Source organism: Acinetobacter sp. BZX-2, from assembly GCF_055179795.1.
Genome location: NZ_CM143686.1, coordinates 2,529,570 through 2,551,990, shown reverse-complemented (window position 1 = coordinate 2,551,990; position 22,421 = coordinate 2,529,570). Strand labels below are relative to the sequence as shown.

At 35.8% G+C, this 22,421-nt stretch carries 22 protein-coding genes and 1 tRNA gene; 10 read left to right on the top strand and 13 right to left on the bottom strand.

The features are described from left to right. Positions 1 to 195 precede the first annotated feature (195 nt). The 5 genes from ACY45D_RS12025 (at position 196) to ACY45D_RS12005 (ending at position 5,235) form a co-directional block, all read left to right on the top strand. Positions 196 to 579 (top strand): Mpo1-like protein, encoded by a 384-nt coding sequence (locus ACY45D_RS12025; protein WP_463106964.1) that lies wholly within the window; start codon positions 196 to 198, stop codon positions 577 to 579. Positions 580 to 864: 285 nt separating this feature from the next. Further along, a complete protein-coding gene (locus tag ACY45D_RS12020) occupies positions 865 to 2,034 on the top strand; it encodes a helix-turn-helix transcriptional regulator (RefSeq protein ID WP_463106963.1) in 1,170 nt (389 codons plus the stop codon). Between the two features lie 391 nt (positions 2,035 to 2,425). Continuing rightward, entirely contained in the window at positions 2,426 to 3,052 is a 627-nt protein-coding gene (thiE, locus tag ACY45D_RS12015; RefSeq protein WP_463106962.1) for a thiamine phosphate synthase, read from the top strand. 61 nt (positions 3,053 to 3,113) lie between these two features. After that, positions 3,114 to 4,406 carry a glutamate-1-semialdehyde 2,1-aminomutase gene (hemL, locus tag ACY45D_RS12010; RefSeq protein ID WP_463106961.1) on the top strand — a complete coding sequence of 431 codons (1,293 nt, stop codon included), beginning with the start codon at positions 3,114 to 3,116 and terminating at the stop codon, positions 4,404 to 4,406. 226 nt (positions 4,407 to 4,632) lie between these two features. Then, positions 4,633 to 5,235, top strand: a complete 603-nt coding sequence (locus ACY45D_RS12005; protein ID WP_463106960.1) for a hypothetical protein — start codon at positions 4,633 to 4,635, stop codon at positions 5,233 to 5,235. Between the two features lie 53 nt (positions 5,236 to 5,288). On the opposite strand, the gene ACY45D_RS12000 is transcribed toward ACY45D_RS12005, so the two are convergent. The 3 genes from ACY45D_RS12000 to ACY45D_RS11990 all read right to left on the bottom strand — a co-directional run bounded on the left by ACY45D_RS12000 (position 5,289) and on the right by ACY45D_RS11990 (position 7,362). Then, positions 5,289 to 6,353 (bottom strand): amidohydrolase family protein, encoded by a 1,065-nt coding sequence (locus ACY45D_RS12000; protein ID WP_463106959.1) that lies wholly within the window; start codon positions 6,351 to 6,353, stop codon positions 5,289 to 5,291. Between the two features lie 179 nt (positions 6,354 to 6,532). Further along, positions 6,533 to 6,934 (bottom strand): DUF3144 domain-containing protein, encoded by a 402-nt coding sequence (locus ACY45D_RS11995; protein ID WP_463106958.1) that lies wholly within the window; start codon positions 6,932 to 6,934, stop codon positions 6,533 to 6,535. 56 nt (positions 6,935 to 6,990) lie between these two features. Next, a complete protein-coding gene (locus ACY45D_RS11990; RefSeq protein WP_463106957.1) occupies positions 6,991 to 7,362 on the bottom strand; it encodes a DUF3144 domain-containing protein in 372 nt (123 codons plus the stop codon). A 90-nt stretch (positions 7,363 to 7,452) separates the two neighbouring features. On the opposite strand from ACY45D_RS11990, the gene ACY45D_RS11985 reads away from it, so the two are divergent. Continuing rightward, positions 7,453 to 8,085, top strand: a complete 633-nt coding sequence (locus ACY45D_RS11985) for a hypothetical protein (RefSeq protein WP_463106956.1) — start codon at positions 7,453 to 7,455, stop codon at positions 8,083 to 8,085. Between the two features lie 84 nt (positions 8,086 to 8,169). Here ACY45D_RS11985 and ACY45D_RS11980 read toward each other — a convergent pair whose 3' ends face one another. Beyond that, positions 8,170 to 9,174, bottom strand: coding sequence for a hypothetical protein (locus ACY45D_RS11980; RefSeq protein ID WP_463106955.1), 1,005 nt, complete (start codon positions 9,172 to 9,174; stop codon positions 8,170 to 8,172). 262 nt (positions 9,175 to 9,436) lie between these two features. Between ACY45D_RS11980 and ACY45D_RS11975 the strand changes: the two genes are divergently transcribed. From ACY45D_RS11975 to ACY45D_RS11965, 3 genes are all read left to right on the top strand, one after another. Further along, complete coding sequence (locus tag ACY45D_RS11975; RefSeq protein WP_463106954.1) at positions 9,437 to 10,039, top strand: TetR/AcrR family transcriptional regulator; 603 nt, start codon at positions 9,437 to 9,439, stop codon at positions 10,037 to 10,039. 3 nt (positions 10,040 to 10,042) lie between these two features. Beyond that, on the top strand, positions 10,043 to 11,020 hold the full coding sequence (locus ACY45D_RS11970; RefSeq protein ID WP_463106953.1) for a zinc-binding dehydrogenase: 978 nt from the start codon (positions 10,043 to 10,045) through the stop codon (positions 11,018 to 11,020). Positions 11,021 to 11,109: 89 nt separating this feature from the next. Then, positions 11,110 to 11,463 (top strand): DUF1304 domain-containing protein, encoded by a 354-nt coding sequence (locus tag ACY45D_RS11965; RefSeq protein ID WP_089604733.1) that lies wholly within the window; start codon positions 11,110 to 11,112, stop codon positions 11,461 to 11,463. A 67-nt stretch (positions 11,464 to 11,530) separates the two neighbouring features. Here the strand turns inward: ACY45D_RS11965 and ACY45D_RS11960 are convergent, their stop codons facing one another. The 8 genes from ACY45D_RS11960 to ACY45D_RS11925 all read right to left on the bottom strand — a co-directional run bounded on the left by ACY45D_RS11960 (position 11,531) and on the right by ACY45D_RS11925 (position 20,287). Next, positions 11,531 to 13,375, bottom strand: coding sequence for an amidohydrolase (locus tag ACY45D_RS11960; protein WP_463106952.1), 1,845 nt, complete (start codon positions 13,373 to 13,375; stop codon positions 11,531 to 11,533). Positions 13,376 to 13,668: 293 nt separating this feature from the next. After that, positions 13,669 to 14,280, bottom strand: coding sequence for a septal ring lytic transglycosylase RlpA family protein (locus tag ACY45D_RS11955; protein WP_463106951.1), 612 nt, complete (start codon positions 14,278 to 14,280; stop codon positions 13,669 to 13,671). Between the two features lie 284 nt (positions 14,281 to 14,564). Then, positions 14,565 to 15,566 carry a lytic murein transglycosylase B gene (gene mltB, locus ACY45D_RS11950; RefSeq protein ID WP_463106950.1) on the bottom strand — a complete coding sequence of 334 codons (1,002 nt, stop codon included), beginning with the start codon at positions 15,564 to 15,566 and terminating at the stop codon, positions 14,565 to 14,567. 31 nt (positions 15,567 to 15,597) lie between these two features. Then, positions 15,598 to 16,740 (bottom strand): rod shape-determining protein RodA, encoded by a 1,143-nt coding sequence (gene rodA, locus ACY45D_RS11945; RefSeq protein WP_463106949.1) that lies wholly within the window; start codon positions 16,738 to 16,740, stop codon positions 15,598 to 15,600. Positions 16,741 to 17,096: 356 nt separating this feature from the next. After that, positions 17,097 to 17,747 (bottom strand): hypothetical protein, encoded by a 651-nt coding sequence (locus tag ACY45D_RS11940; RefSeq protein WP_463106948.1) that lies wholly within the window; start codon positions 17,745 to 17,747, stop codon positions 17,097 to 17,099. A 16-nt stretch (positions 17,748 to 17,763) separates the two neighbouring features. Next, positions 17,764 to 18,582 carry an NADPH-dependent 7-cyano-7-deazaguanine reductase QueF gene (queF, locus tag ACY45D_RS11935; RefSeq protein ID WP_463106947.1) on the bottom strand — a complete coding sequence of 273 codons (819 nt, stop codon included), beginning with the start codon at positions 18,580 to 18,582 and terminating at the stop codon, positions 17,764 to 17,766. Further along, positions 18,582 to 19,355, bottom strand: a complete 774-nt coding sequence (locus tag ACY45D_RS11930) for an ABC transporter permease (RefSeq protein WP_120383664.1) — start codon at positions 19,353 to 19,355, stop codon at positions 18,582 to 18,584. The genes queF and ACY45D_RS11930 overlap by 1 nt, the downstream gene beginning before the upstream one ends. Next, positions 19,355 to 20,287 (bottom strand): ABC transporter ATP-binding protein, encoded by a 933-nt coding sequence (locus ACY45D_RS11925; RefSeq protein ID WP_463106946.1) that lies wholly within the window; start codon positions 20,285 to 20,287, stop codon positions 19,355 to 19,357. The genes ACY45D_RS11930 and ACY45D_RS11925 overlap by 1 nt, the downstream gene beginning before the upstream one ends. A gap of 187 nt (positions 20,288 to 20,474) precedes the next feature. On the opposite strand from ACY45D_RS11925, the gene ACY45D_RS11920 reads away from it, so the two are divergent. Next, positions 20,475 to 20,550: transfer RNA gene (locus ACY45D_RS11920), tRNA-Arg, on the top strand. 257 nt (positions 20,551 to 20,807) lie between these two features. On the opposite strand, the gene ACY45D_RS11915 is transcribed toward ACY45D_RS11920, so the two are convergent. Continuing rightward, positions 20,808 to 21,758: a sensor domain-containing diguanylate cyclase gene (locus tag ACY45D_RS11915; protein WP_463106945.1), complete on the bottom strand. Its 951-nt coding sequence runs from the start codon at positions 21,756 to 21,758 to the stop codon at positions 20,808 to 20,810. Between the last annotated feature and the right edge of the window lie 663 nt (positions 21,759 to 22,421).

Here is a 22,421-nt window from a genome sequence, read left to right as displayed (position 1 = left end):
TTAAAAAAATAATCGTTGTAAATGAATCGAACTGAATTTTAGTGAGACATTGTAACGTAAAAATATCAATTAAAATGAGTGTTCTAATGTCGATTTGTGCTCATATTTTTGGCTTTGCTTGATAGAAGTATTGCTTTGATTGTGAATTCAACATAAATTAGAGCTTAAGGATAAAAAATAGATCAGGATGATTACATGAATGCACATATTGAACCCAAAGCAGATGCAGAAATACCTAAACAATTTCAATTACCTATAAAAAATTATTCAGCATTTTATCGTTTTTATTTAACTGAGCATCGCAATATTATGAGCCGTCGTCTGCATGCTGTTGGAAGCAGCGTTGGAATTTATTTTTTTACTCAAGCGATTCGTCATAGAAAGCCAAAATATTTCATTTATGGATTGGTATCGGGCTATGCATGTGCATGGGTCGGGCATTTTGTTTTTGAAAAAAATAAACCTGCAAGTTTTAAACAACCTTTATATAGCTTTATTTCAGATTGGCGAATGTTGTCCGATATTATCCGTGGCAATTTAAGTTTAAAAGACCGCAAATTTGATAAAATTGACAGTTAATGTCTATTTCTAACATAAATAGGTGTTGGGTATCATAATAATTAGATCAATGTTCTAATTTTAGGTAAGTTTGTTTTTTAAACTATTAAATGTGAGTTTTTTTCATTGTTTGAAGTAACTTTATATTTAAACTCAATATTTTAATGTAATAATCATTTTGATTTTATAGATAATTTTATTGATCGTTATAATCACTATCTGGATTAAAAAATATTGAATATAATTCTCTATATTTCATGTGAATTTTTGTTATATTAAAGATCAGTCCATGAGTTAAAAAATACAATGACTTATAGAGAATATTATGACGAACTTGTTGAGTTGATTTATAAGATTCCTATTCAAAATGATGGATGGGGGATTTTTCTAGCCAAACTCAATCAAGTAATGGATTCCTCAGCGATTCATGTTATCGGCATGGATTTAAAATATAACGCGTTTTCATATAGTCGTGCAATTTCATTAAATACTGAAGAAGAAAGTGCCAGTATAGAAGTCAATTACATACAAAATTATATTAAGAATGATCCACGCTGGGCTGATGTTTTAAATAAACAACAAACGGGTTGGTATCAATGCCATCATTTTATTGATGATGCGACCATGGAATCTTCGGAAGTTTATAAGAATATTTTAGAACCCAATCAAATTCGTTATAGTGCTGTACATGAGCTAATTCAAGATGATCGCTTATGTGTCATTATCGGTATAAATACATCCAAACAACGTGCGCCTTTAAATCAAGATGAATTAGATTTTTTAGATCAACTGGTGGTACACCTAAAAAGAATTGCATTAATTCAACGCTATATCTTTGAATTTTCGAGTAAAGCAATTATCGGGTATTCGCTCATTGACAAATTATCGCAACCGATCATTCTCATCAATTTAGACTGTAAAGTGGTTCATTTGAATACCTCTGCACAGCAACTCATTCAAAAAACCAATATACTGAATATATGTGATGATGAATTACTATTACCACAACCATTTCAACAACAATTAGCCAGTAATTTACAAAATATCGAATGCTTATTTAAACAAAAAAGTGATCAATTACATGAAGTCGTAAAAGATGGTTGTATTAAACTTGATGATGAAAATGGTGGTAAGATCTATATTTTTGCGACATTATTAATTTCAGAACATGAGTTAAAGACTTTTGGTATTCGACCAACGGTAATGTTGACGATATATCATCCTAAATATGCACCTACGATAAATTCACATCTATTACATACAGCATTTAATTTGACACCAGCGGAATCACGGGTTGCTATTTTATTATTGGAAGGCTTTGTAGCAAAAGAAATTTCAATTAAAAATAATGTTTCAATCGATACTGTGAGAAAGCAAATTAAGGAAATTTTAAGGAAAACTGACACAAATCGACAATCTGATTTGGTGAAATTGTTATTGAGTATGCCTAAATATTTTAATGAGGTTTTAAATTAATCAAAATTTCAATCCCTATTTATAAGTATTTTCATGTTGAAAGATATTTATTAGATTAAATATTCATTCTTTGCGAAATGAGTATCATAAAATATAAATCAGTTTTTGAATAACATGCTTATTTTGTTTATATGGTTGAGTTTAAAATCTATTAAAGGGCTAAGATATCGAAAATAAGGGATCCAATTTTGATCAAATTTTGCAGTATGTCGTAAATGTGAAAGGGTGAATGAGAATATTGATATAGCCCATGAGGCACTGGCTTTCAATTGAGTTGGTAGCAGCTAAGTCTTGAGGTGTTTCAAAAACAATAAATTTTCTAAGCCAATATGTATTTAAATAAAACACTGGTTATACTTCTACTTTGATTTATATGAGTACGAGTAAAAGTATGCGCGGCCTTTACCTCATCACCAATGATGATCCGATTGATTTACTCCTACAAAAATTAGAAGCAGCGTTAGCAACAAATAACGTTGCTATACTTCAATATCGTCGTAAGAATATTGTTAAAGCAGAGCAATTGGGTGAAGTTGAGTCGATCAAACAACTTTGTGAAAAGTATCAAACCCCATTTGTGATCAACGATGATTTGGAACTTGCAGAGCAGTTTGGTTTAGGTGTGCATTTGGGGCAATCTGATGGTGAAATTTCGGATGCAGCTGCACGGTTGCCACAAGGTGTCATTATTGGTCGAACTTGCTTAAATTCGATTGAACTCGCAGAAAAAGCCATTGCTGATGGCGCAACTTATATTGCTTTTGGGGCAATTTATGCAACATCGACTAAACCTGAAGCAGGGAATATTGGTCTAAATGTTTTAAAACAAGCTTCAGGAAAATTTGACTTACCGATTTGTGCAATTGGAGGTTTAACTGCTGAAAATTCAAAAGTTGTGATTGATTCTGGTGCTGACCTCTGCGCTGTGATTAGTGATATATTAGCTTTACCCGTTGAAAATATTCCTGCACGTGTCGCAGCATGGGCGCAACTTTTTGCAGAAACTGCAACATCTTAATTTATATTGTCGTTTTTATATCATATTGAAATTTTAGTATTTTACAGGATTGAGTAGATTTATGAGCCTATCTCCAAAGCAAGAACAATTGTTTAAACAAGCCAGTAAACATATTCCGGGTGGTGTGAATTCACCTGTACGTGCATTTAATGGTGTGGGTGGTACGCCAGTTTTTATTGAAAAAGCCAAAGGTGCTTATTTATATGATGTCGATGGTAAACGCTATGTTGATTATGTGGGTTCTTGGGGACCAATGATTTTAGGTCATGCTCATCCTGATATTATCCAAGCGGTGCAAGATGCTGCTGTTGATGGTTTAAGTTTCGGTGCACCAACAGTACACGAAACGACATTGGCAGATATTATTTGTGAAGTTATGCCTTCGATTGAAATGGTACGAATGACCAATTCAGGTACTGAAGCAACCATGACTGCAATTCGTCTCGCTCGTGGTTATACGGGTCGTGACATGATTGTAAAATTTGAAGGTTGTTATCATGGACATTCAGATTCGTTATTGGTGAAAGCGGGTTCTGGTATGTTAACCATGGGAGAGCCGACTTCGAAAGGCGTGCCTGCTGATTTTGCTAAACATACGGTGACTTTGCCATATAACGATATTGAAGCTGTCAAAGCATGTTTTGCTAAATTCGGAAATGAGATCGCTGGTGTAATCGTTGAACCTGTTGCGGGTAATATGAATTTGGTTAAACCTGTGCCAGGTTTTCTAGAAACGATTCGTGAACAGTGCGATCAATATCAAGCTGTATTTATTATTGATGAAGTCATGACGGGTTTCCGTGTTGCATTGGGCGGTGCGCAAGCGTATTACAATGTAAAACCTGACTTAACCACACTCGGCAAAATCATTGGGGCAGGGCTACCAGTGGGTGCATTTGGTGGTAAACGTGAAATTATGGAGTGCATTGCACCTTTAGGTGGTGTATACCAAGCTGGAACATTGTCAGGAAATCCATTGGCAATGCGTGCAGGGATCAAGATGTTTGAAAATTTACGTCAGCCTAATTTTCATCAAAATTTGTCTGCAAAATTAGATCAATTACTAAAAGGTTTACAAGTAGCAGCTGATCAAGCAGGGATTCCATTCTTTACCCAGCAAGCGGGTGGCTTATTTGGAATTTACTTTACAGATCAAAAGGAAATCACCAGTTTTGACCATATTCTGAAATGTGATATTGACGCATTTCGTAAATTCTTCCATGGCATGTTGCAACGTGGTGTAAATTTGGCACCTTCAGCGTTTGAAGCTGGTTTTATCTCTGCTGCGCATAGTGACGAAGATATTCAATTTACGATTGAGATGGCTAAACAAGTTTTTGCTGAAATGAAGTAGTTTTCAATTCAATCGTTCGTTATGAAACAAAGCTCGCTGTTAACAGCGAGCTTTTTTATTAAAATATTATTTAAGAAATGCACTAAACTATTTGTTGTTTTGTAAGTATTTGATTACATGGATAAGTATAGTTGGAAAATAAATGAGATTATTCGACAGAGGGTAGTTAAAATAGTCAGCTTTGTAGTTATAGTATTTATAAATAGTTAGACTCAGGTGCAGTTAAATGAAAATAAAGTTGACACCAGCAATAATTTTTTTAGGTATTTTAATCTTTTGTAAAGAACTTCTACTGACCAGTATTTTGCGGATAGCTTTGATCGCTTATGTAACTGTTATTTCAGTACTTGTTTTTCCATTATTTGCTGGTATTTTATTTGTCATTTTGATTGTTACAATACCAATAGCATATTTATCTTATTCATTTTCGGCATTTATCTTAGGTCTATCAATTGCAATATTTCTGATGATATTTAGAGATTATGCTCTCAAAAAAAATCTTAGTTATTTATTGTTTAGTATTTTTATGGCACCTTGTGCTGTAGCGTTAGGAATGATTTTTTTAGAACCTACATACCAGCTTAATTGGGTATTAGAATGGATAAATATGTTATCTACAATTCAGACTAACGCAAATGATAAAATGTATGGAATATTTATACTAATCAAAGGTATTATAGTATTGATGATTTTTATTTCAATAGGCGGAATTCTTTTTGGAGGTTCTGCTGTTGCTGCTATATTAAATAAAGAAATACTTGAAGAATTCTTAGCTCCACCTAACTCAGTAAAAAAACAGCTGTACGCAAGAATGAACATTCAATATTAAAAGTGGTTCCTCTGTGGTGCTCATTTGAGTACCACATATTCTTTATAAGAAAACTACAACCGATAAAACTGTTTTGCATTGTGGTGGAATACTTTTTCTAGTGCATTTTCATCGTATTGCAGCACGATATCACTAAACGCATCAATGATATTCACCAAGCTGGTATTGACCCGATCCATTGGGAAGTTTGAAGCGAACATGACACGATAGGTTCCAAAACTATCAAAGGCATGAGTAATTAAAGGGGCAACAAGATCAATAATTTGCTGTTTAGACGCCAGTTGCTTTTTCTTATAAAATTGATGCCCTAAAACAGGCATGAATAGCCCAGACATTTTGGTATAGACATTGGGTAGAGTACCAAGTTCGGCCATATAGTCTTGCCATTGATAGAAAATATTTTCTCGAGCTGTTTGAGTTAATCCCGTATTTTGCCCTACCTTTCCAAATAATCCAGCAGGTGTGCCCAAATGATCCAAAACAATCGATGTTTCAGGAAATCTTTTGGCTAATTCGATCACATCAGGAATCTGAGTCGAATAGACCCATGCATCAAAGCTGAGATTATGTTGCGCAATCTGTTCAAAACCTTTTAGAAATTTTTTATTGGTATATAAACTTGGATCATCCGTCCAATTATGCACACCTTTATCTTCATGGAATGAAGCCATGCGACGGATACCACGCAGACGCTTAGATGCTTTTTGATGCATTCTAATGATTTTCTTAAAGCTACTATCGCAAGGATCAGCAGTGGCAACAATTCCGCCTAGCTGAACAGTATCATCATTAAAAGGCAAGGATTCTAGAAATTCAGTTTCACCAACGACGCCTTTGCCCTTATGGTTAGCCCAGCTCGCTTCTACATGGACGACTTGTTCAACTTGATATTGGCCAATATCGTTTTTGTAATCTTGAGGTAAATAAGGTTGAGTAATATGTGTGGTCAAGCCCACAGTATCGATCAGATCTTTAGGTTTAACCAAACGCACCATTTTATCTAAGAGGAAAGGGCGCTTTCCCAGTAGTCTAACGGCAAGTGCGGCTGCATGTGGTGTGTTATATGGATCCCATTGATGAATATGAGGATCAATAATTGGGAAATCGATATGTTGCATATAACATCCAAGTTGTTCTTTATTATTAGAAATACAATACATCAAATTGATAGATTATGAATGTTATGATTAGTAAAGTTGTTGACCATTAGTATCTTAATTGAAAGATTTATTCATTTTAAATCGATTAAAACAAAAGCCCAATCGGGCTTTTATTAATATTGCATTATTGAACTAAATTAGTGCTGGTGACCATTTTTATCATCATGTTTATGCGTATGAAACTCTTCATTTTTTCTAAAACGAAGATAGTTATCAAACTGCTCACAATATTCATCAAAATTGTCTTCAAGCATCATTTGGAACTGTTGCAAGACATAAGACATGACTTGTTCTTTTGCTTCACGCATTTCTTCGCCATCTTTAAAAGTATTGGCAGCAACCCAAGTGTTAAAACGTGCAGTTGCAAATAACATTGCCGCACTCACTTGACCACGAAGTTCTTCTGGTTTGGGTTGTTGTCCTTTTGCAGGACGACAAAATTCGTTGGCTTGTTTAATAAATTCATCAGCACGCTCAAAAAAGACAGCATTCAAAGCTTCTTCTTCGGTAACATCAGCCGCATCGATTTTTTGAGACATGTTTTATTCCACAACTACACATTAACTTTACTCAAGTATTATAGGCAATCCCGTACTTAAACGAAACGTTTTACTTCTTCAGGATCAGATTTTGGGAAATACGCTTCAAAATTTTCTTCATATTCATCAAGATTACTTTCAAGCATCGATTTGAATTGTTCTAAATAATAATCCAAGATGACTTGACGATCTTTTTTGAAATCATCAACTTGTTGGTAAGAACAAGCAGCATGCCATGCGCTAAAGCGAGCATTGGCATACATAAAGGAAGCACTTACTTTTCCAGGTTCAGTGGTGAGATGGGAAACTTGATGTGTTGAATCTATAAGCTGATTTGCTAAATTAATGAATTCATCTGCTCGTTCAAAAAATTGCTCATCCGATTCAGATGGCTCATTATTTTCATATATTTCATCATTTTTAGACATTTGATTTCCTTTTGTGATCTTGTTTAGCTTTTGCAACTATAGCATACTCAAAATAGCCTAAGCGTAATTGAAATAATTCAGGAAAATAAGATGCAAGATGCAATTGCGGTGCAAAGTTTAAAAAGTGATATTGCATTATTAAAGCAAAATATTTGGCCGCCTGTAGATTTATCCAATGTTGAAGGTTTACCGATTTATTATGGGACAAAACAACAAGTCGATGAATATTATACGCACTGGCTTGGTTTGATTGAAAGGGCGCAAGATCTTTATCAACCTTTTATGCAAGATGAAGTGTTAGATGCTATTCACTTGCCAAGTCATTTGAATTTTCCGTTATTCTTTTTTCATGTAGACCGTGTACGCATTAACAAGACCCGAGCAAAAGAATCTAAAACATTTCGAGGCATTGCTTCATTATTAGAAAAATGTGGGCAATTTGATGCCGAACAAGTCGCTAAAATGACGTATTGGCTGAATAGTGATGATACTGCAGCATTGGTCGCACATCGGGAGTTTATCGATTTAAGAACCTATGTATTTCAACATGGTCAAAGTGAATATACACGTACCCGTTTTTATGTGAATGGTATCGTATTAAGTGCAGGAAAAGATTTCGAAATTGTTGATGCAAGAGAGAAGCCACGTAAGCAACGCAATGATAGTTATAGTGATCCTTTAGCTGATAATGGCGTGTGGAAAATTTTTGGAAAGTATAGATAAGGTTTTCAATTGCATGATATGGAATGAATTATTAAACAAAACACCACGCTTAAAAACGTGGTGTTTTGTTTTTAATATAATGCTTTAATTTGTTTTTTTAATAGCATTAAGGATGGTTTGAGTCGCTTTGTCATTATAAAGCATACATGTATTTTTGACGGCATCTATATACTCATTTGCAATGACTTTGTCTTGACCTGTTAAAGCTTTACTGCTCTCGCTAAGCGCTTTAAGTAAATCCTCAAAATCAAATTGTATGCCTTTAGCAGTATAATTTCCTGCAAAATACTTATTTTGGTATTTTGCATATGTATCTGTATTATCTCCTTCATTCCGAGAGGTTATATATGCTGTTGTATCTTTAAATATTTGTTGTGTCGCTCCAGAACCCGCAAGGACAAAATCATTCCATCTGTTTATCACATACGGGCTATTTTCGCTTTCTATTTCAAGTTCAATATATTCTTGATTATTTTCCTCTTTTATCAATTGTAAGCAGGTTGAACCACTTGGAAATTTGGTGGTGGTATTGGCTGTATAGAATTTTAACTCAGCATTGCTGACAGAGATGTCATTTGTTCGCCCATTTTTGATTGCCCACATATTTAATGGAGCAATAACATGATTAAACGATTGACCACTGATATCGATTGTTTTGTAGGTATGATAAAACTTTAAACCAGCCGATCCAATTTTCGAATAAGGTAGCAAAGTCCATTGATTTGCGTTTATAGACACAGTTCCAATCAACGCTCCATCTTGACTGATAGGACCATCTTCATAAACACCATCTTTGGTCACCATAAAACTGAGATATAAACTCTTACTATCATCTAATGTATTGGTTTGTTTCACATAATATTTGCCATCTTTTAAGGTTATTCTATGTTCTTCATAACCCAAGGGGCCTTCATATGGGTCTGAATAGACCTCACCAATATCAACAATACTCCATTGTTGATTCGCAGATACATCGGGTGGTGTTGTATTTTCATTTCCGCCTGTATATGAATTAGAGCCACCCCCTCCACCACATGCAGTTAAAAGTAAAGATGATAAAATGGCGAAAGAAATTGCCTTAATTTTCATAAATTATCCAAAAAATATAAATGTTCATATTTATGAGTATAAAAATACTTCACAGTCATCATATTTTAATAAACTCTTTTTACAAGCTATTTTTAATCAAAGGCTTGGATTTACCAAAAACTTTAAATGAAATAATTGATTAAGAGAAATGCGATGTGCATATTTCTTTGAGTGATTGGGTAAATATTTTGAATTTTGAAATTACATTTTTATTGGTTAAAAAATTATAGACGACTGGTCTATTATTATTTATAGTAAGGTGATGAAACGATCAAAAAAAAGTGAAGCAACGCGACAACACATCTTAGATACCAGTTTTGAACTGGTATTACATAAAGGTTTTGTCGGCGTTGGCCTGCAAGAAATTTTAAAAGCCTGTGACGTTCCGAAAGGTTCGTTTTACTATTATTTTTCCTCAAAAGAAGCGTTTGGTTGTGCTTTATTAGAGCAATATATACATGACTATAAAGCGAAAATTGAGCAAATTTGGTTGCAGACCGACGGCAGTGCCTATGCACGTCTGATGGCGCTTTGGCAGGCATGGATAGAAGATCCAATTCATGGTGGTTGGGCAGAAAATTGTCTGATTGTGAAGTTGGCTGCAGAAGTTGCTGATTTATCGGAAGATATGCGGAAAATATTAAACTTTGGTGTGAATAAACTGACTGAGCGTGTTGCAAGTTTACTACACGAAGGGCAGCAAGAAGGTTCAATTCCACTACATATTGATCCAAATAAAATGGCACAAGTGATGTATCAGCTTTGGTTAGGCGCAGCATTATTAGCAAAACTGGCTCAAGATAAAGCACCACTTCATTTGGCTTTAGAAACCACACAAAATCTATTAGATCCAATTAAGGAATGATCTATGCAAAGTATTATTCACCGTAGTTTTGGCGAACCTGTAGATGTATTGGAATTGGCGGAAATGCCACAGCCTGAATCTAAAGCAGGCCAAGTGCGTATTAAAACAATTCTATCTCCAATGCATAACCATGACGTATGGACAGTACGGGGTAGCTATGGTTATAAACCTGAGTTACCTGCAATTGGCGGTAGTGAAGCTGTCGGTATTATTGATGCATTAGGGGAGGGTGTGATAGGTTTCGCAATTGGGCAACGTGTTGCTGTTGCAGGCGTACATGGCAGTTGGGCTGAATACTTTATTGCCCCTGCACAAGCCGTTGTTCCCTTGAACGATGCGATTCCTGATGAATTAGCAGCACAACTCATTGGAATGCCAATCAGTGCCTTAATGCTACTTGATTTTGTCGATATTCAAGCTGGACAATGGATGGTTCAAAATACAGCCAATGGTGCAGTCGGTAAAACTGTTGCGATGATTGCACAAGCACGTGGTATTCACGTGATTAACTTGGTTCGTCGTCAAGAAGCGATCAGTGAAATGCAAGCGCTAGGCATTCAACATGTTGTTGCAACAGATAATCCTGATTGGCAACAACAAGTTAAAGCCATTCATGCTGACCAACCATTGTTAGTGGGTGTAGATTCGATTGGTGGGAAAGCCAGCGGAGAATTATTAAACACATTGTCTGAAAATGCATTACTGGTTTCTTTTGGTAGTATGACTGGAGAATTGATGCAAATCTCTTCAGGTGATTTGATCTTTAAACAAGCAACGATGAAAGGTTTCTGGGCAAGTGTTGTGAATAAACAAATGCCTGCTGAACGTAAAAAAGCATTAATCATTGAGTTGTTAACACTCGCAACGCAGAACAAACTCGTGCTACCTATTGATGGTATTTTTGAGTTTTCAGATATTTCTACAGCTGCGGCAAAAGCAACGCAAGGGGCGAGACAGGGGAAAGTTCTGTTAAAGCCATAACATTATTCATTGAACCGAACAGTCAGCCGAGAGGCTGGCTTGAAATAAATACCGAATATAGAACTGAACATAGAAAAGGAACAATAAAGATGATTGGGCAAATATTGGTTGGATTGATTGCAATATTACATGTTTACATTTTGATATTAGAAATGTTTTTATGGGATAAACCCTATGGTTTAAAAGCCTTTGGAAATACGCCTGAAAAAGCGCAATTAACTAAAGTGATGGCACAAAATCAGGGTTTATATAATGGTTTTTTAGCAGCAGGCTTATTTTGGTCTTTACTCGCCCCTGAAACCTATGCCTTAGCACTCGCCAATTTCTTTTTAGGCTGTGTATTGGTTGCAGGAATTTATGGTGGCTTAACAGCAAGTAAGAAAATTATCTATATTCAAGCTGTTCCTGCATTATTGGCGTTATTAGCGGTCAATTTATTCTAAGTCTTAAGTCGTTTTGATGAGTATGATCGTGGCGAGTTTTTACTTGCCACTGTCATTAACTTATAAATTATTTTTTAGACGTATCTGAATTCACAGATATATTAGGCTTGAAACTACCCGTTTGATAAATCAATTGACCTGCTTTATAAGACGCTAAAACTTTAATATTCTTTATTTGCTGTGATGGTACTTTCAGCGGATCACCATCTAAAACCACAAAATCGGCAAGTTTGCCTTTTTCCAATGTTCCTTTATCTTTTTCCTCAAAATACTGATAAGCCGCCCAGTCTGTAACAGATTTCAGCGCAATATAAGGGCTAACCCGTTGATCTTCACCTAAAACATCGCCCGTTCGTGTAGTACGGTTCACTGTTGCATCAATCACCATCATGTTTTTAGGTGGAATAACAGGTGCATCATGATGTTCAGTAAAAATCATATTCCTTTTTAATGCAGATCCAGTTGGGGAAATATGATTGGCACGTGTTACACCTAAAGTTTCGTGTTTATGCCAATCACCCCAATAATAAGTATGTAAGGAGAAAAACGATGGAATTAAACCTAATTTTTTTGCCCGATCGAGCTGATCTTCTCGCATGGTTTGCGCATGAATGATGACATTGCGACGATCTGCTTGTCCAAACTTTTGATTCGCCACTTCTATTGTCTCTAAATACTGATCTATGGCAGCATCACCATTGGCATGTGCGAGAATTTGCCAATGTTGTTGATAGGCTAGATTAATTGCATTTTGAACCGTGGATTGTTCAGGATAAGCAGGGTAACCACGGTAGTTGCTATTTTGTCCTTCTGGGGGAATTAGATACGGTTTTGTGAGCCATGCTGTTTTTCCTTGAGGAGAGCCATCTAAACTTATTTTCACACCACCAATGCGAAAATGCTTTTGGTATTGAGAATTTGAGCCATGTTGCACCATATATGCTTTTTCATTGATGATATCGGGATAAACCACCACATCAATATCTAACTGCCCAATATCAGCAAAGCTTCGCCACAATTCAGCAGTTGCTGCATCTGCACGCCCTTCTTGCACAGTGGTATAACCATTCTTGATATAAGTGTTTAACGCCGTTTTTGCCATATTCTGCATAATTTCAGGTGGAACTTTACTAAAAGCCGTTGCCATAGCTGAAAATACTGCAGCTTCTTCTAATACGCCATCAGGCTCTTGTGAATGCGCTTTACGACGAATAATGCCGCCAGTTGGATTCATTGTATTTTTATCAATGTTAAGTAACTCAAGCGCTTTATGATTGACTGAAGCTAAATGTCCTGATTGGTGCAAAATAATAATCGGATGATTGCTTGAGACTTTGTCGAGGTCATCTGCTGTAGGGTGACGTTTTTCTTCCAGTTGTGCATCGTCATAGCCATTGCCAATAATCCAGCCTTGAGTGGCTTGGATAAATGCCTGATTTTGTTGTTGCCATTCTGATAAAGCATTGAGCAATGAGGGAATATCAGACACATTGCCATCGGGCTTAGGATATAAATTCGCAACCGTTTGCTGTAGCCCGACACTATTGAGATGACTATGCGCATCGATAAAGCCTGGTAATAGGGTGTAATGCTTTAAATCAATCTCTTGGCTAGTTTTCTGTTGTTGCTGTTGTCGTTTGGCCTGTTTTAAATCACCTGCAAATGTAATTCGTCCATCTTGAACCAATAGTGCTTCTACATAATGCGGCGTCATTCCTTGCATGGTTAATATAGAACCACCATGGATGAGCATGTTGTGTGAGCTTTGTTCAATTTGAGCGTTGGGATGAGCATCTGAGTGTGTTTTTATAGCTTGTTGTTTTGTGGTCGCACAACCGCCGATCAAGATACAACTCGTAATTGATAATATGGGTAAAATCTTTGAGCTAAGTAGAGCAGGGCGTAGCAACATTGTTATTCCCCAAGATTTAAATTATTAAAATTTTAAATTATAAAAAAGCATTCAGGGTTAAATCGGTATTAAATCAACACTAGATAAGCATACTGAAAATTTAACTTAACAGAGATCATTATTGTTGTATAGAAGCAAATTTAGCTTTAAATCATAGGAGTGTATAGGAATTCCAATAAAGTGCGATTTGAATCGCACTATTGCTGAATGGAGAGAGGCATGATCAAAAGCCTTGTACATTTAGACATTAAAAAAGCCACTTAAAGTGGCTTCGTTAAATGCATGCAGTGAATTTACGAGTTTGGACCGTCCACGCGTTCAATGCTTACGCGTCCCGTTCCTGAATTTGTAATACCTAAACGCTTCGCAGCGCCGTATGAAAGGTCAAGTACACGGTTACCATGGAAAGGACCACGATCGTTTACTTTTACAACCACACTCTTACCATTGTCTTTATTCGTTACACGGATATAACAGTTCAATGGAAGGCTACGATGAGCAGCTGTCAATTCATTCATATCGAATGTTTCACCACTTGCAGTCTTACGACCGTGGAATTGACGACCATACCAAGACGCAACGCCTGTTTGGCTGAATTTGCGAACTGTATTTGAAGCTACTTCGTTTAGTTTATCAATTACTGAAGGCTCATCTTCAGGAACTTGAATCTTAGCTGCAATTGTTTCACGGCGAATTTTATCGCCAGAACGTTCAGTAATTGACAAACTGTTAAGGTTTGAGAAATGTGAATTAAAATTCGTTGAGTCTTTGCTTACTACACGAGAAGCTAAGCTCGAACTATCTGAATCATTGTTTAAGTATGATGACTGAACCATTTCTGAGTTCACTTGCGTCATACTTAAACCCATGGTCAGGACTATCATATATTTTAGTGAAGCATGCATCGTTTAACTCCTTGGAACCTCAATTTAACTTTCTAAGTCGCTGAAAATTAACCATAGAGGTCTGTAAATTCACTTGTGCAACTGCATTTAACGAAAAGGATAATATTCAAGCGATAACAAATGTGTCTAGTATTATTTGGAAAATAGTTACAAAAAGGACAAATTCTTACAGAAATTGATTAAAAAATAATCAAAAGTGTAACAATTTATTTAAAAAGTAGAAAATGTGATCAAATTAACAAAATAATTTATTGACTTTTTCTGTTTTTAGGAAATTGTAAGCCTTATCGGCTTACAATTTCAGTGCCTAAAAGCCATAAAGCGGTCGCATACATACGACTTTTATTATAGGTCGTGATCACTTGAAAGTTAGGATAAGTGATGTAATAAATTGGGCCATAATTATCTTGCAATTGAATGACATTGACTAAATCTAAGTCATCAATTTTGACAATAGGGTTGAGCGGGGCAATACCTAAGTTTTTAATAGAGCCATAAGGAACAGGCTGAGTTAAATCTTTGGCAATAATTGCATCGGGATTATTACCTGTATAACGCGCTAAAAATCCAATAGGTTGATTTCTTTGCCAGCCATGTTGCGCTAAATAGTTTGCAATTGAGCCGATCGCATCTACTGCTGAATTTCGCAGATCGATATGCCCATTTTCGTCATAGTCCACGCCAAACTTTGAAATATTACTTGGCATGAACTGAGGATAACCAACAGCACCTGCGTATGAGCCGACAATCGAGTTGGTTGGTACATCATCTTTATACGACCAAGCAATTAAAGCACCTAGCTCATCTTGGAAATACTGTGCACGGCGTGGATAACCAAAACCCAGTGTTGCAAGTGCATCACGGGTGATAAATGAGCCCTTATTTGAGCCGTAGCCTGTTTCTACCCCTAAAATCCCTAGAATGATCGCTTGAGGGACGCCAAATTGCTGTTCAGCGCGATTTAGAGTGTCAGCATACTGGTTTTTAAAACGGACACCACGTTGAATGGTGCCTTCCGAGAGGAAATTGGTTTTATATTCATACCAAGGTTTACTTTCTCCTGGTCGATTCATAATGTTAATAATGTTGGGAAGATTTCTTGAACCATTCATTGCCCAATCGACTTGTTCACTACTTAAACCATAAGTTTGCATGGTTTTTGCTTTAAAATTGTTATAGTCAGGGTGGCTGGCAAACTCGTTGGCTTGGCAAAAACTGGTAATCGAAAATGCAGCTGCACAAAAAGACAGGTTTCTTACTTTTTGCAAAAGCCCAAAATTAAACATAGGTTATATTTCCTAATTATTTATGATGAAATTAACGATGTGTATGAATTGACATTACAATACCAAAAGTGGCCATTAAAGTAATAATTGCAGTCCCTCCATAACTCATAAAGGGTAATGGCACACCAACTATAGGTAAAATACCACTGACCATGCCTGCATTTACAAATACATAAACAAAAAACGACAATCCAAAAGCACCAGCAACCAAGCGCCCAAAGTTATGGAAACAGTTTAAACTGATTTGGAATGTTCTGAAGATAATTGCAAAATAGATCACAATCAATAAGATAATGCCAATTAAGCCGAATTCTTCTGAAAATGCGGCAATAATAAAGTCAGTATGACCTTCTGGTAAAAAGTGTAAGTGGGATTGTGTACCTAATAAATAGCCCTTGCCCATAAAACCACCAGAGCCAATGGCTGTTTCAGACTGAATAATATTCCAACCTGTACCTAAAGCATCCGCAGCAGGATGAATTAAGGTTAAGACACGTTGCTTTTGATAGTCATGTAGTAAGAATTGCCAAGCAATCGGGATCACGGCCGCCGCCGCAGCAATTGCAGCTAAAATCATTTTCCAAGACAGACCACTGAGAAATAGTACAAAAATGCCACTGGCGAGTATAAGCAATGATGTGCCAAGGTCTGGTTGTTCTGCGATGAGAATAAAAGGAAGACCAATCAAGATCAAAGACAGAAAAACATGTTTAGCGCTCGGAGGAAGACGATGACGTGATAAAAACCAAGCAATCATAAGAGGCATGGCAATTTTCATAAATTCACTGGGTTGCACACTGCCTGCACCAGGGATATCAATCCAGCGTTGAGCGCCCATACGAACTTCACCAAAAAGTTTAACTGCTATTAAGCACACAACACTAAACAGATAGAAATAAGGTGCAAAAGCTTGATAGACCTTTGGTGGAATCTGCGCCAATCCAAACATGACCAAGAGACCAAGGCTAAAGCTCATAGCTTGCTTCGCGACGAGTCCTGTATTTTCAGCTGATGCACTATATAAGACGGTTAAACCGAGCAAAGCATTTAAAATTAAAAATAAGGTCAGCCATGGATCAATGTGTATTTTTTGCCATCGAGAGGGGAGCATTGCTGTGCTTAATCCATCACGGGGTGCGTGACGTAAAAACTTATACTGTGAGCTTGGAACCATTGGACTATTTTAGCGCATGAAACGGTTTGCGAATGCTAACATAAGCCTTATATAAGTTAACCTTGGCCTATATTCAGCATGATTTGTAAGATCCAGAAAAGTAGTGAAATTATGTTTAAAAAATAAACCAAAAATGATCAATATTAAAATTAAATTAAGAAGCACAAAGCTGAACATTTTGAATGTAAGATTTTATATTGCAGTAAAGTTTTTGATTAAAAATAATAGACTTTTTATTTGTTTGAATTTAAAGATAATATTCTATATTTTTTTGTTGAAATTATTCTCAAAACGAAAAAAATACCCTTGAGTACAAGAGTATTTTTTCATTAAAAAATTCAATTAACTTTTAATGATCAATTAAAAAATAATGTGCTGTGATATTCAGCCAGTGCTTTGATTTCATCTTTATTCAAGTTTGGAATCAATTTATCAACTGCAATGTGTACAGCTTTCGTCACTGCGGCAGCGCCGATGTCTGAAGCTTTACGTTTAATCATGCCCAAATCAAGTGTTTTATTAAATTCACGCATGAAATGGTTAATCGATGCATCAGCGAATTGTTTGTATTGTTCAGACAAAACACCACGGTCGATATCACCATTTTCTAAAATTTCAGAAAAACTATGCTTCATATTGGTGACTAAATTTGCATTCAAATTTGCACCAACACGTGGTTGGCCTTGTGAGTCTTTAAATAAGCTATTTTCAGAAAAATTGATCGACTGACGAACGACTTCATTGTCTGCTTTACTTAATAGTTGTTTAAGCAACACAGCCACAGTCGATTTTACATAACCAGCAAGTTTTTCAGCAGTGTCACGTCGATCACTCGGTGGAAAGCGACGCACGAGCTCAATAAGTATTGCATCAATGATTTCATCATTGATTAATAAAGCTGTTTGATCACGCAATGGGTAAAGTGGTTCGTTAGAATTTTTTTTCTCGATACCAGTCTGAATATTCCTTAAAAGTTCTTCAGATGGTACAAAACCAAAAAAAGGCATGTTTTCAACCTCAATGTTATTGTCTAGCCAATCGAATTGGGCTTGGCATCCATGTTTCATCCGATACACGACATGGATTAATATCCAATCCTCCGCGGCGTGTATATGCTGCATAAACCATCAGTTTTTCCGGTTTTAAATTTTGCCAAATATCGGCAAAAATTTGCTCCACACATTGCTCGTGGAAACCATTATGCTGACGATAAGAGATAATATAAGCTAAAACACTGCGATAACAAGGTTTTTTGCCTTGATAACGAATGAAAACAGTTCCCCAGTCGGGTTGTCCTGTGACAGGGCAATTACTTCTTAATAAATGTGAATAGAGTTGTACTTCAACACTTTCAGCCAAATCATTTTCATCTAAGGCTAAAAGCGACGCATCTGGATGATCGACCAAACGCTCAGGTTGCTGATCATCTATACAAATACCTTGTGGTTTTGCAATATCAAGCTCATCAACTTGAAATAAGGTGAGTGTCACTTCAGCTTGAGCTGCTTGTGACAAGTCTTTTTCAACCGTTGCAATAAAGGCTTCTGAGGATTCAAATGCTGTAAAGTTCATACTATTAAAGTAGAGTTTTAAAGATTTTGACTCAATCAGATTTGCTGAGCTTGCAGGTAGGGTGATTCGTCCAATGGCAACTTGTGGAATGCCTTTAAGATTCAGCCAAGAAATTTCGAAAACATGCCACCAATCCTTTCCTTTATAGATGCCTTCAATATCTGCATATTGCTCACGTGCAGGCGCACGTGAGATAGGAAAAAGAATTTCAGGTTGGTATGTAGTCGGGTAATTGGTTTCTTTACCCAATAGAGAGAGTTCAACAGACATTATTCACGCATTCCTGAACCACGAGAAAGTAAATAGTAGGCAATGGCATAGAGTACGCCGCAGCACAGTGTTACGACAACCAATGAAAGTGAAACATTCACATCACTATGACCTAAAATTCCGAAACGGAAGGCATTGACCATATATACAATCGGGTTAATTAAAGAGAGATTTTGCCAAAAAGGGCTTAAAGCACTAATAGAGTAAAATACACCACCTAAATAGGTAAGTGGTGTTAAAACAAACGTTGGGATGATGGAAATATCATCAAATGATTTTGCATAAACCGCATTGATAAAACCACCCAATGAAAAAAGCAGTGATGTAATAATGACGGTATATATTGTTACGAAAACGTTGTGAATCGCTAAATCAGTAAAGAACAGGCTCATGGCAGTGACAATAGCACCGACTAAAACGCCACGGCAGACACCACCTATGACGTAGCCCCATAGCACCATATGTAATGGAACAGGGCTCATGATGAGTTCTTCGATACTTTTTTGAAATTTTGCACTAAAGAAACTCGATGACACGTTTGCATAACTATTGGTAATGACAGCCATCATAATCAGACCAGGCACGATGAATTGCATATAGCTAAATCCACCCATTTGCCCAATACGAGAACCAACCAAATTTCCAAAAATCACAAAGTACAGACTCATGGTGATTGCAGGTGGTAATAAAGTTTGTGGCCAAATGCGCATAAAGCGACGAATTTCTTTATAAACTAAGGTGTAAAGCGCGACTCGAAGTTGGCTAAAATTCATTATTGCGCTCCTTCAAGATTTTTTTCGACCATTTTTACGAATAACTCTTCAAGACGATTCGATTTATTGCGCATACTGCGTACACGAATACCTTGCGCTTCTAATAGTTGAAATAGATCATTTAAAGAATGTGCTTTATCCATTGTCACTTCTAAGGTCATTGGATCGATCAAGTTAAATTTTACACCGATGATGTCTACATGAAGTGGTTCAATAGGATGCTCTAAATCAAAAATAAAAGATTCTTCATTTAACTGATTCAGAAATGCTTTCATCGAGGTGTCTTCTTTTATTACACCACGGTCAATGATGGCAATTTGACGACACAACATTTCTGCTTCTTCTAGATAATGTGTGGTTAAAATGATTGAAGTGCCTTTTTCATTCATTTCAGTCAAAAAGTCCCACATAGAACGGCGCAATTCAATGTCTACACCAGCAGTTGGTTCATCCAAAATTAAAAGTTTTGGTTCATGCATCATGGCACGAGCAATCATTAAACGGCGTTTCATACCACCTGAAAGCATACGCCCTTGGGTGTTACGCTTTTCCCATAAACCCAATTTTTCTAAATATTCTTCAGCACGTTTTTCCGCAATTTTCTTCGGAATACCGTAATAACCAGCTTGAGTCACTAAAATATCAAAGGTTTTTTCAAATTGACCAAAGTTAAACTCTTGAGGAACAACACCTAAACATTGTTTTGCATGTGAAGGGTGAGTATCAAGATTATTGCCGAAAATTTCGACTGTACCTGATGTTTTATGTGTCAAAGAGCTGATAATACTAATCGTCGTAGATTTACCTGCACCATTCGGTCCTAAAAGTGCATAAAATTCACCCTCAGGAACAGTTAAATTGATCCCTTTGAGAGCCTGAAATCCATTTCGATAAGTTTTTGATAAATCTCTTAACGCCAAAGCATCAGTCATGAAATTCTCACATGGTTTGAAGAGTGTGTATTGTGAGCGATATAGAAAAATAAACCAAGCGTATTACACGGAATTATCTGTTTCAAATTTGGAACATTGCTCAAAGCATAGGCATCAATTCAATAGGTTGTTTTATAAATGCTTTACCTGATCCAATTTTTTGGTATGATGTGCCATCTCGATTTAAGCGCCCATAGCTTAACTGGATAGAGTACAGGTTTCCGAAGCCTGTGGAGTGGGTTCGAGTCCCGCTGGGCGTACCATGATATTAATAAAATCAATAACTTGTAATTATTTAAAAATCCATTTTTATTATAACTTCAGAACACTTCTGATTTTTCTCATCCCACGATCTAAAGTTCATTTGATTGATCTTTTAAATAATACACCAGAAATTATTTTTATTTATTTTAAATATCAATATCTTAATTATTATTGAAAGCTAAAAATTAACCTATATTCAGTTTATTTAAAATGTATGCGCAACATTTTTATTTAAGCCGATGATTCGTGAAAAATATTACACTTTATATTTCTGAGACTTAAGCATTCTTTTATGCTGATACATTTTTTTATCAGCTTCATGCATTGCTGTTAAGAGACCATAGGCTGGATTGCGCATTGCAACTCCAATCGCAGCACTGATATTTTCTTCTGCAAATGCATGAAGAATTCGATTTGCCAAGCCAGTGGCATTAATAAGGTTATTTTCAATACTTAAAACTGAAAATTCATCTCCACCTAAACGCGCAACGATGTCATTACTCCGAACACACTTTGATAAAGTAGTGGCCGTTTTTTGAATAAGTTCATCTCCAGCGATATGCCCTGAATTGTCATTTATAGCTTTTAAATCATTGAGATCAATCATGATGATCGCGGCAGGGTGTCCGTAAAATTTACAACGATCTTCTTCTAAACTGAGTAATTTATCCCATCCTCTACGATTGAATAATCCTGTCATAGAGTCAGTAAGCGCTTCTTCTTTGAAGCGTTCACTTTGGCGTATATGTTCAATTTCTCTTAATTCACCTTGTAAAATAAAGCTAAGCATTTGCCCCAATAAACTAATTAAGCCTTCTTCTTTGACTAATTCTTCTGGTTGAGGTTCAGGATCGATTGCGCAAAGTGTGCCAAATAAAGAACCATCCTCATTTGTAAGTGGTTGACCAATATATGCCTTAATATCTGCGAGCTTATTGACTGCTGCATTTGCATATTCAGGAATATCTCTTGAGCGAGGTGCAATTTTAGGAACTTTTCCTTGTACCATTTGTGAACATAAAGTATCGGCCCAAGGGAATACTTGGCCAGGTTCTATATTGTAGCCCTGATCTTTAGTTTGAAGTATTATCCAGTCATCGCCTTCAGTGCGTGTGATCATCCATAATCTAAAACCAAATCGTTGATTTAAAAATGTGAGAACAGCGCAACTCGCTTCTTCGAAGTTTTTAAATTTAAAGTCATTCATTTAGTTTGCCTGCCATACTCATGTATTCTTTATATCGAGACAAATTGAAAACCACATTGTTTATAACTTGTATAATAAAAAGACTTTTGATCATTCTACTGTTTAATATTTTATATAATATCAATTTATTTTTTAAATATAAAACATTTTTATAGTAACTGAAAGTAGATTTATATATAAATAAGCAATTGTTTTTTAACTAATAAAATAATTTAGATTATCTAAAATAAGAATAATAAAATTGGTACATTTGCAGCACTTATAGGCATATAGAATATTTGATTTTATTTATTTTATATTGGCTACAGTGACATTGATTTTAGGGAAGTTCATTATAAAAATCCTTATAAAGTAATACCAAAGCTGTTTTTTAGTGATGTTTTATATGGAGCACTTGGCATTTCTGATTTTATATTGTGTATTAATATACATTGGTAGATTTAATAATTAAGGACTTTTAATTCGTTAAGTTTCATTTAAGAATTTTTAAGTGAATCATCATTAATCATTATGTTTTAAAATATATTTAAACAAATGTTGGGTTTTGGTGTTGAAAAAATACTTTTTTAAACATTTCTATAGATGAAATAAAGACTTTATTTAAATTTTATGATCAAAGTATCAAGATTTCTAGTTTTACATCTAGCGAAAAGCTAATTAAAG

Bases quoted from the DNA above. Each gene is read 5' to 3' on its own strand.
- ACY45D_RS12025 (WP_463106964.1), top strand. From the start codon at position 196: ATGAATGCACATATTGAACCCAAAGCAGATGCAGAAATACCTAAACAA.
- ACY45D_RS12020 (WP_463106963.1), top strand. From the start codon at position 865: ATGACTTATAGAGAATATTATGACGAACTTGTTGAGTTGATTTATAAG.
- thiE (WP_463106962.1), top strand. From the start codon at position 2,426: ATGCGCGGCCTTTACCTCATCACCAATGATGATCCGATTGATTTACTC.
- hemL (WP_463106961.1), top strand. From the start codon at position 3,114: ATGAGCCTATCTCCAAAGCAAGAACAATTGTTTAAACAAGCCAGTAAA.
- ACY45D_RS12005 (WP_463106960.1), top strand. From the start codon at position 4,633: ATGAAAATAAAGTTGACACCAGCAATAATTTTTTTAGGTATTTTAATC.
- ACY45D_RS12000 (WP_463106959.1), bottom strand. From the start codon at position 6,353: ATGCAACATATCGATTTCCCAATTATTGATCCTCATATTCATCAATGG.
- ACY45D_RS11995 (WP_463106958.1), bottom strand. From the start codon at position 6,934: ATGTCTCAAAAAATCGATGCGGCTGATGTTACCGAAGAAGAAGCTTTG.
- ACY45D_RS11990 (WP_463106957.1), bottom strand. From the start codon at position 7,362: ATGTCTAAAAATGATGAAATATATGAAAATAATGAGCCATCTGAATCG.
- ACY45D_RS11985 (WP_463106956.1), top strand. From the start codon at position 7,453: ATGCAAGATGCAATTGCGGTGCAAAGTTTAAAAAGTGATATTGCATTA.
- ACY45D_RS11980 (WP_463106955.1), bottom strand. From the start codon at position 9,174: ATGAAAATTAAGGCAATTTCTTTCGCCATTTTATCATCTTTACTTTTA.
- ACY45D_RS11975 (WP_463106954.1), top strand. From the start codon at position 9,437: ATGAAACGATCAAAAAAAAGTGAAGCAACGCGACAACACATCTTAGAT.
- ACY45D_RS11970 (WP_463106953.1), top strand. From the start codon at position 10,043: ATGCAAAGTATTATTCACCGTAGTTTTGGCGAACCTGTAGATGTATTG.
- ACY45D_RS11965 (WP_089604733.1), top strand. From the start codon at position 11,110: ATGATTGGGCAAATATTGGTTGGATTGATTGCAATATTACATGTTTAC.
- ACY45D_RS11960 (WP_463106952.1), bottom strand. From the start codon at position 13,375: ATGTTGCTACGCCCTGCTCTACTTAGCTCAAAGATTTTACCCATATTA.
- ACY45D_RS11955 (WP_463106951.1), bottom strand. From the start codon at position 14,280: ATGCATGCTTCACTAAAATATATGATAGTCCTGACCATGGGTTTAAGT.
- mltB (WP_463106950.1), bottom strand. From the start codon at position 15,566: ATGTTTAATTTTGGGCTTTTGCAAAAAGTAAGAAACCTGTCTTTTTGT.
- rodA (WP_463106949.1), bottom strand. From the start codon at position 16,740: ATGGTTCCAAGCTCACAGTATAAGTTTTTACGTCACGCACCCCGTGAT.
- ACY45D_RS11940 (WP_463106948.1), bottom strand. From the start codon at position 17,747: ATGCCTTTTTTTGGTTTTGTACCATCTGAAGAACTTTTAAGGAATATT.
- queF (WP_463106947.1), bottom strand. From the start codon at position 18,582: ATGTCTGTTGAACTCTCTCTATTGGGTAAAGAAACCAATTACCCGACT.
- ACY45D_RS11930 (WP_120383664.1), bottom strand. From the start codon at position 19,355: ATGAATTTTAGCCAACTTCGAGTCGCGCTTTACACCTTAGTTTATAAA.
- ACY45D_RS11925 (WP_463106946.1), bottom strand. From the start codon at position 20,287: ATGACTGATGCTTTGGCGTTAAGAGATTTATCAAAAACTTATCGAAAT.
- ACY45D_RS11915 (WP_463106945.1), bottom strand. From the start codon at position 21,758: ATGAATGACTTTAAATTTAAAAACTTCGAAGAAGCGAGTTGCGCTGTT.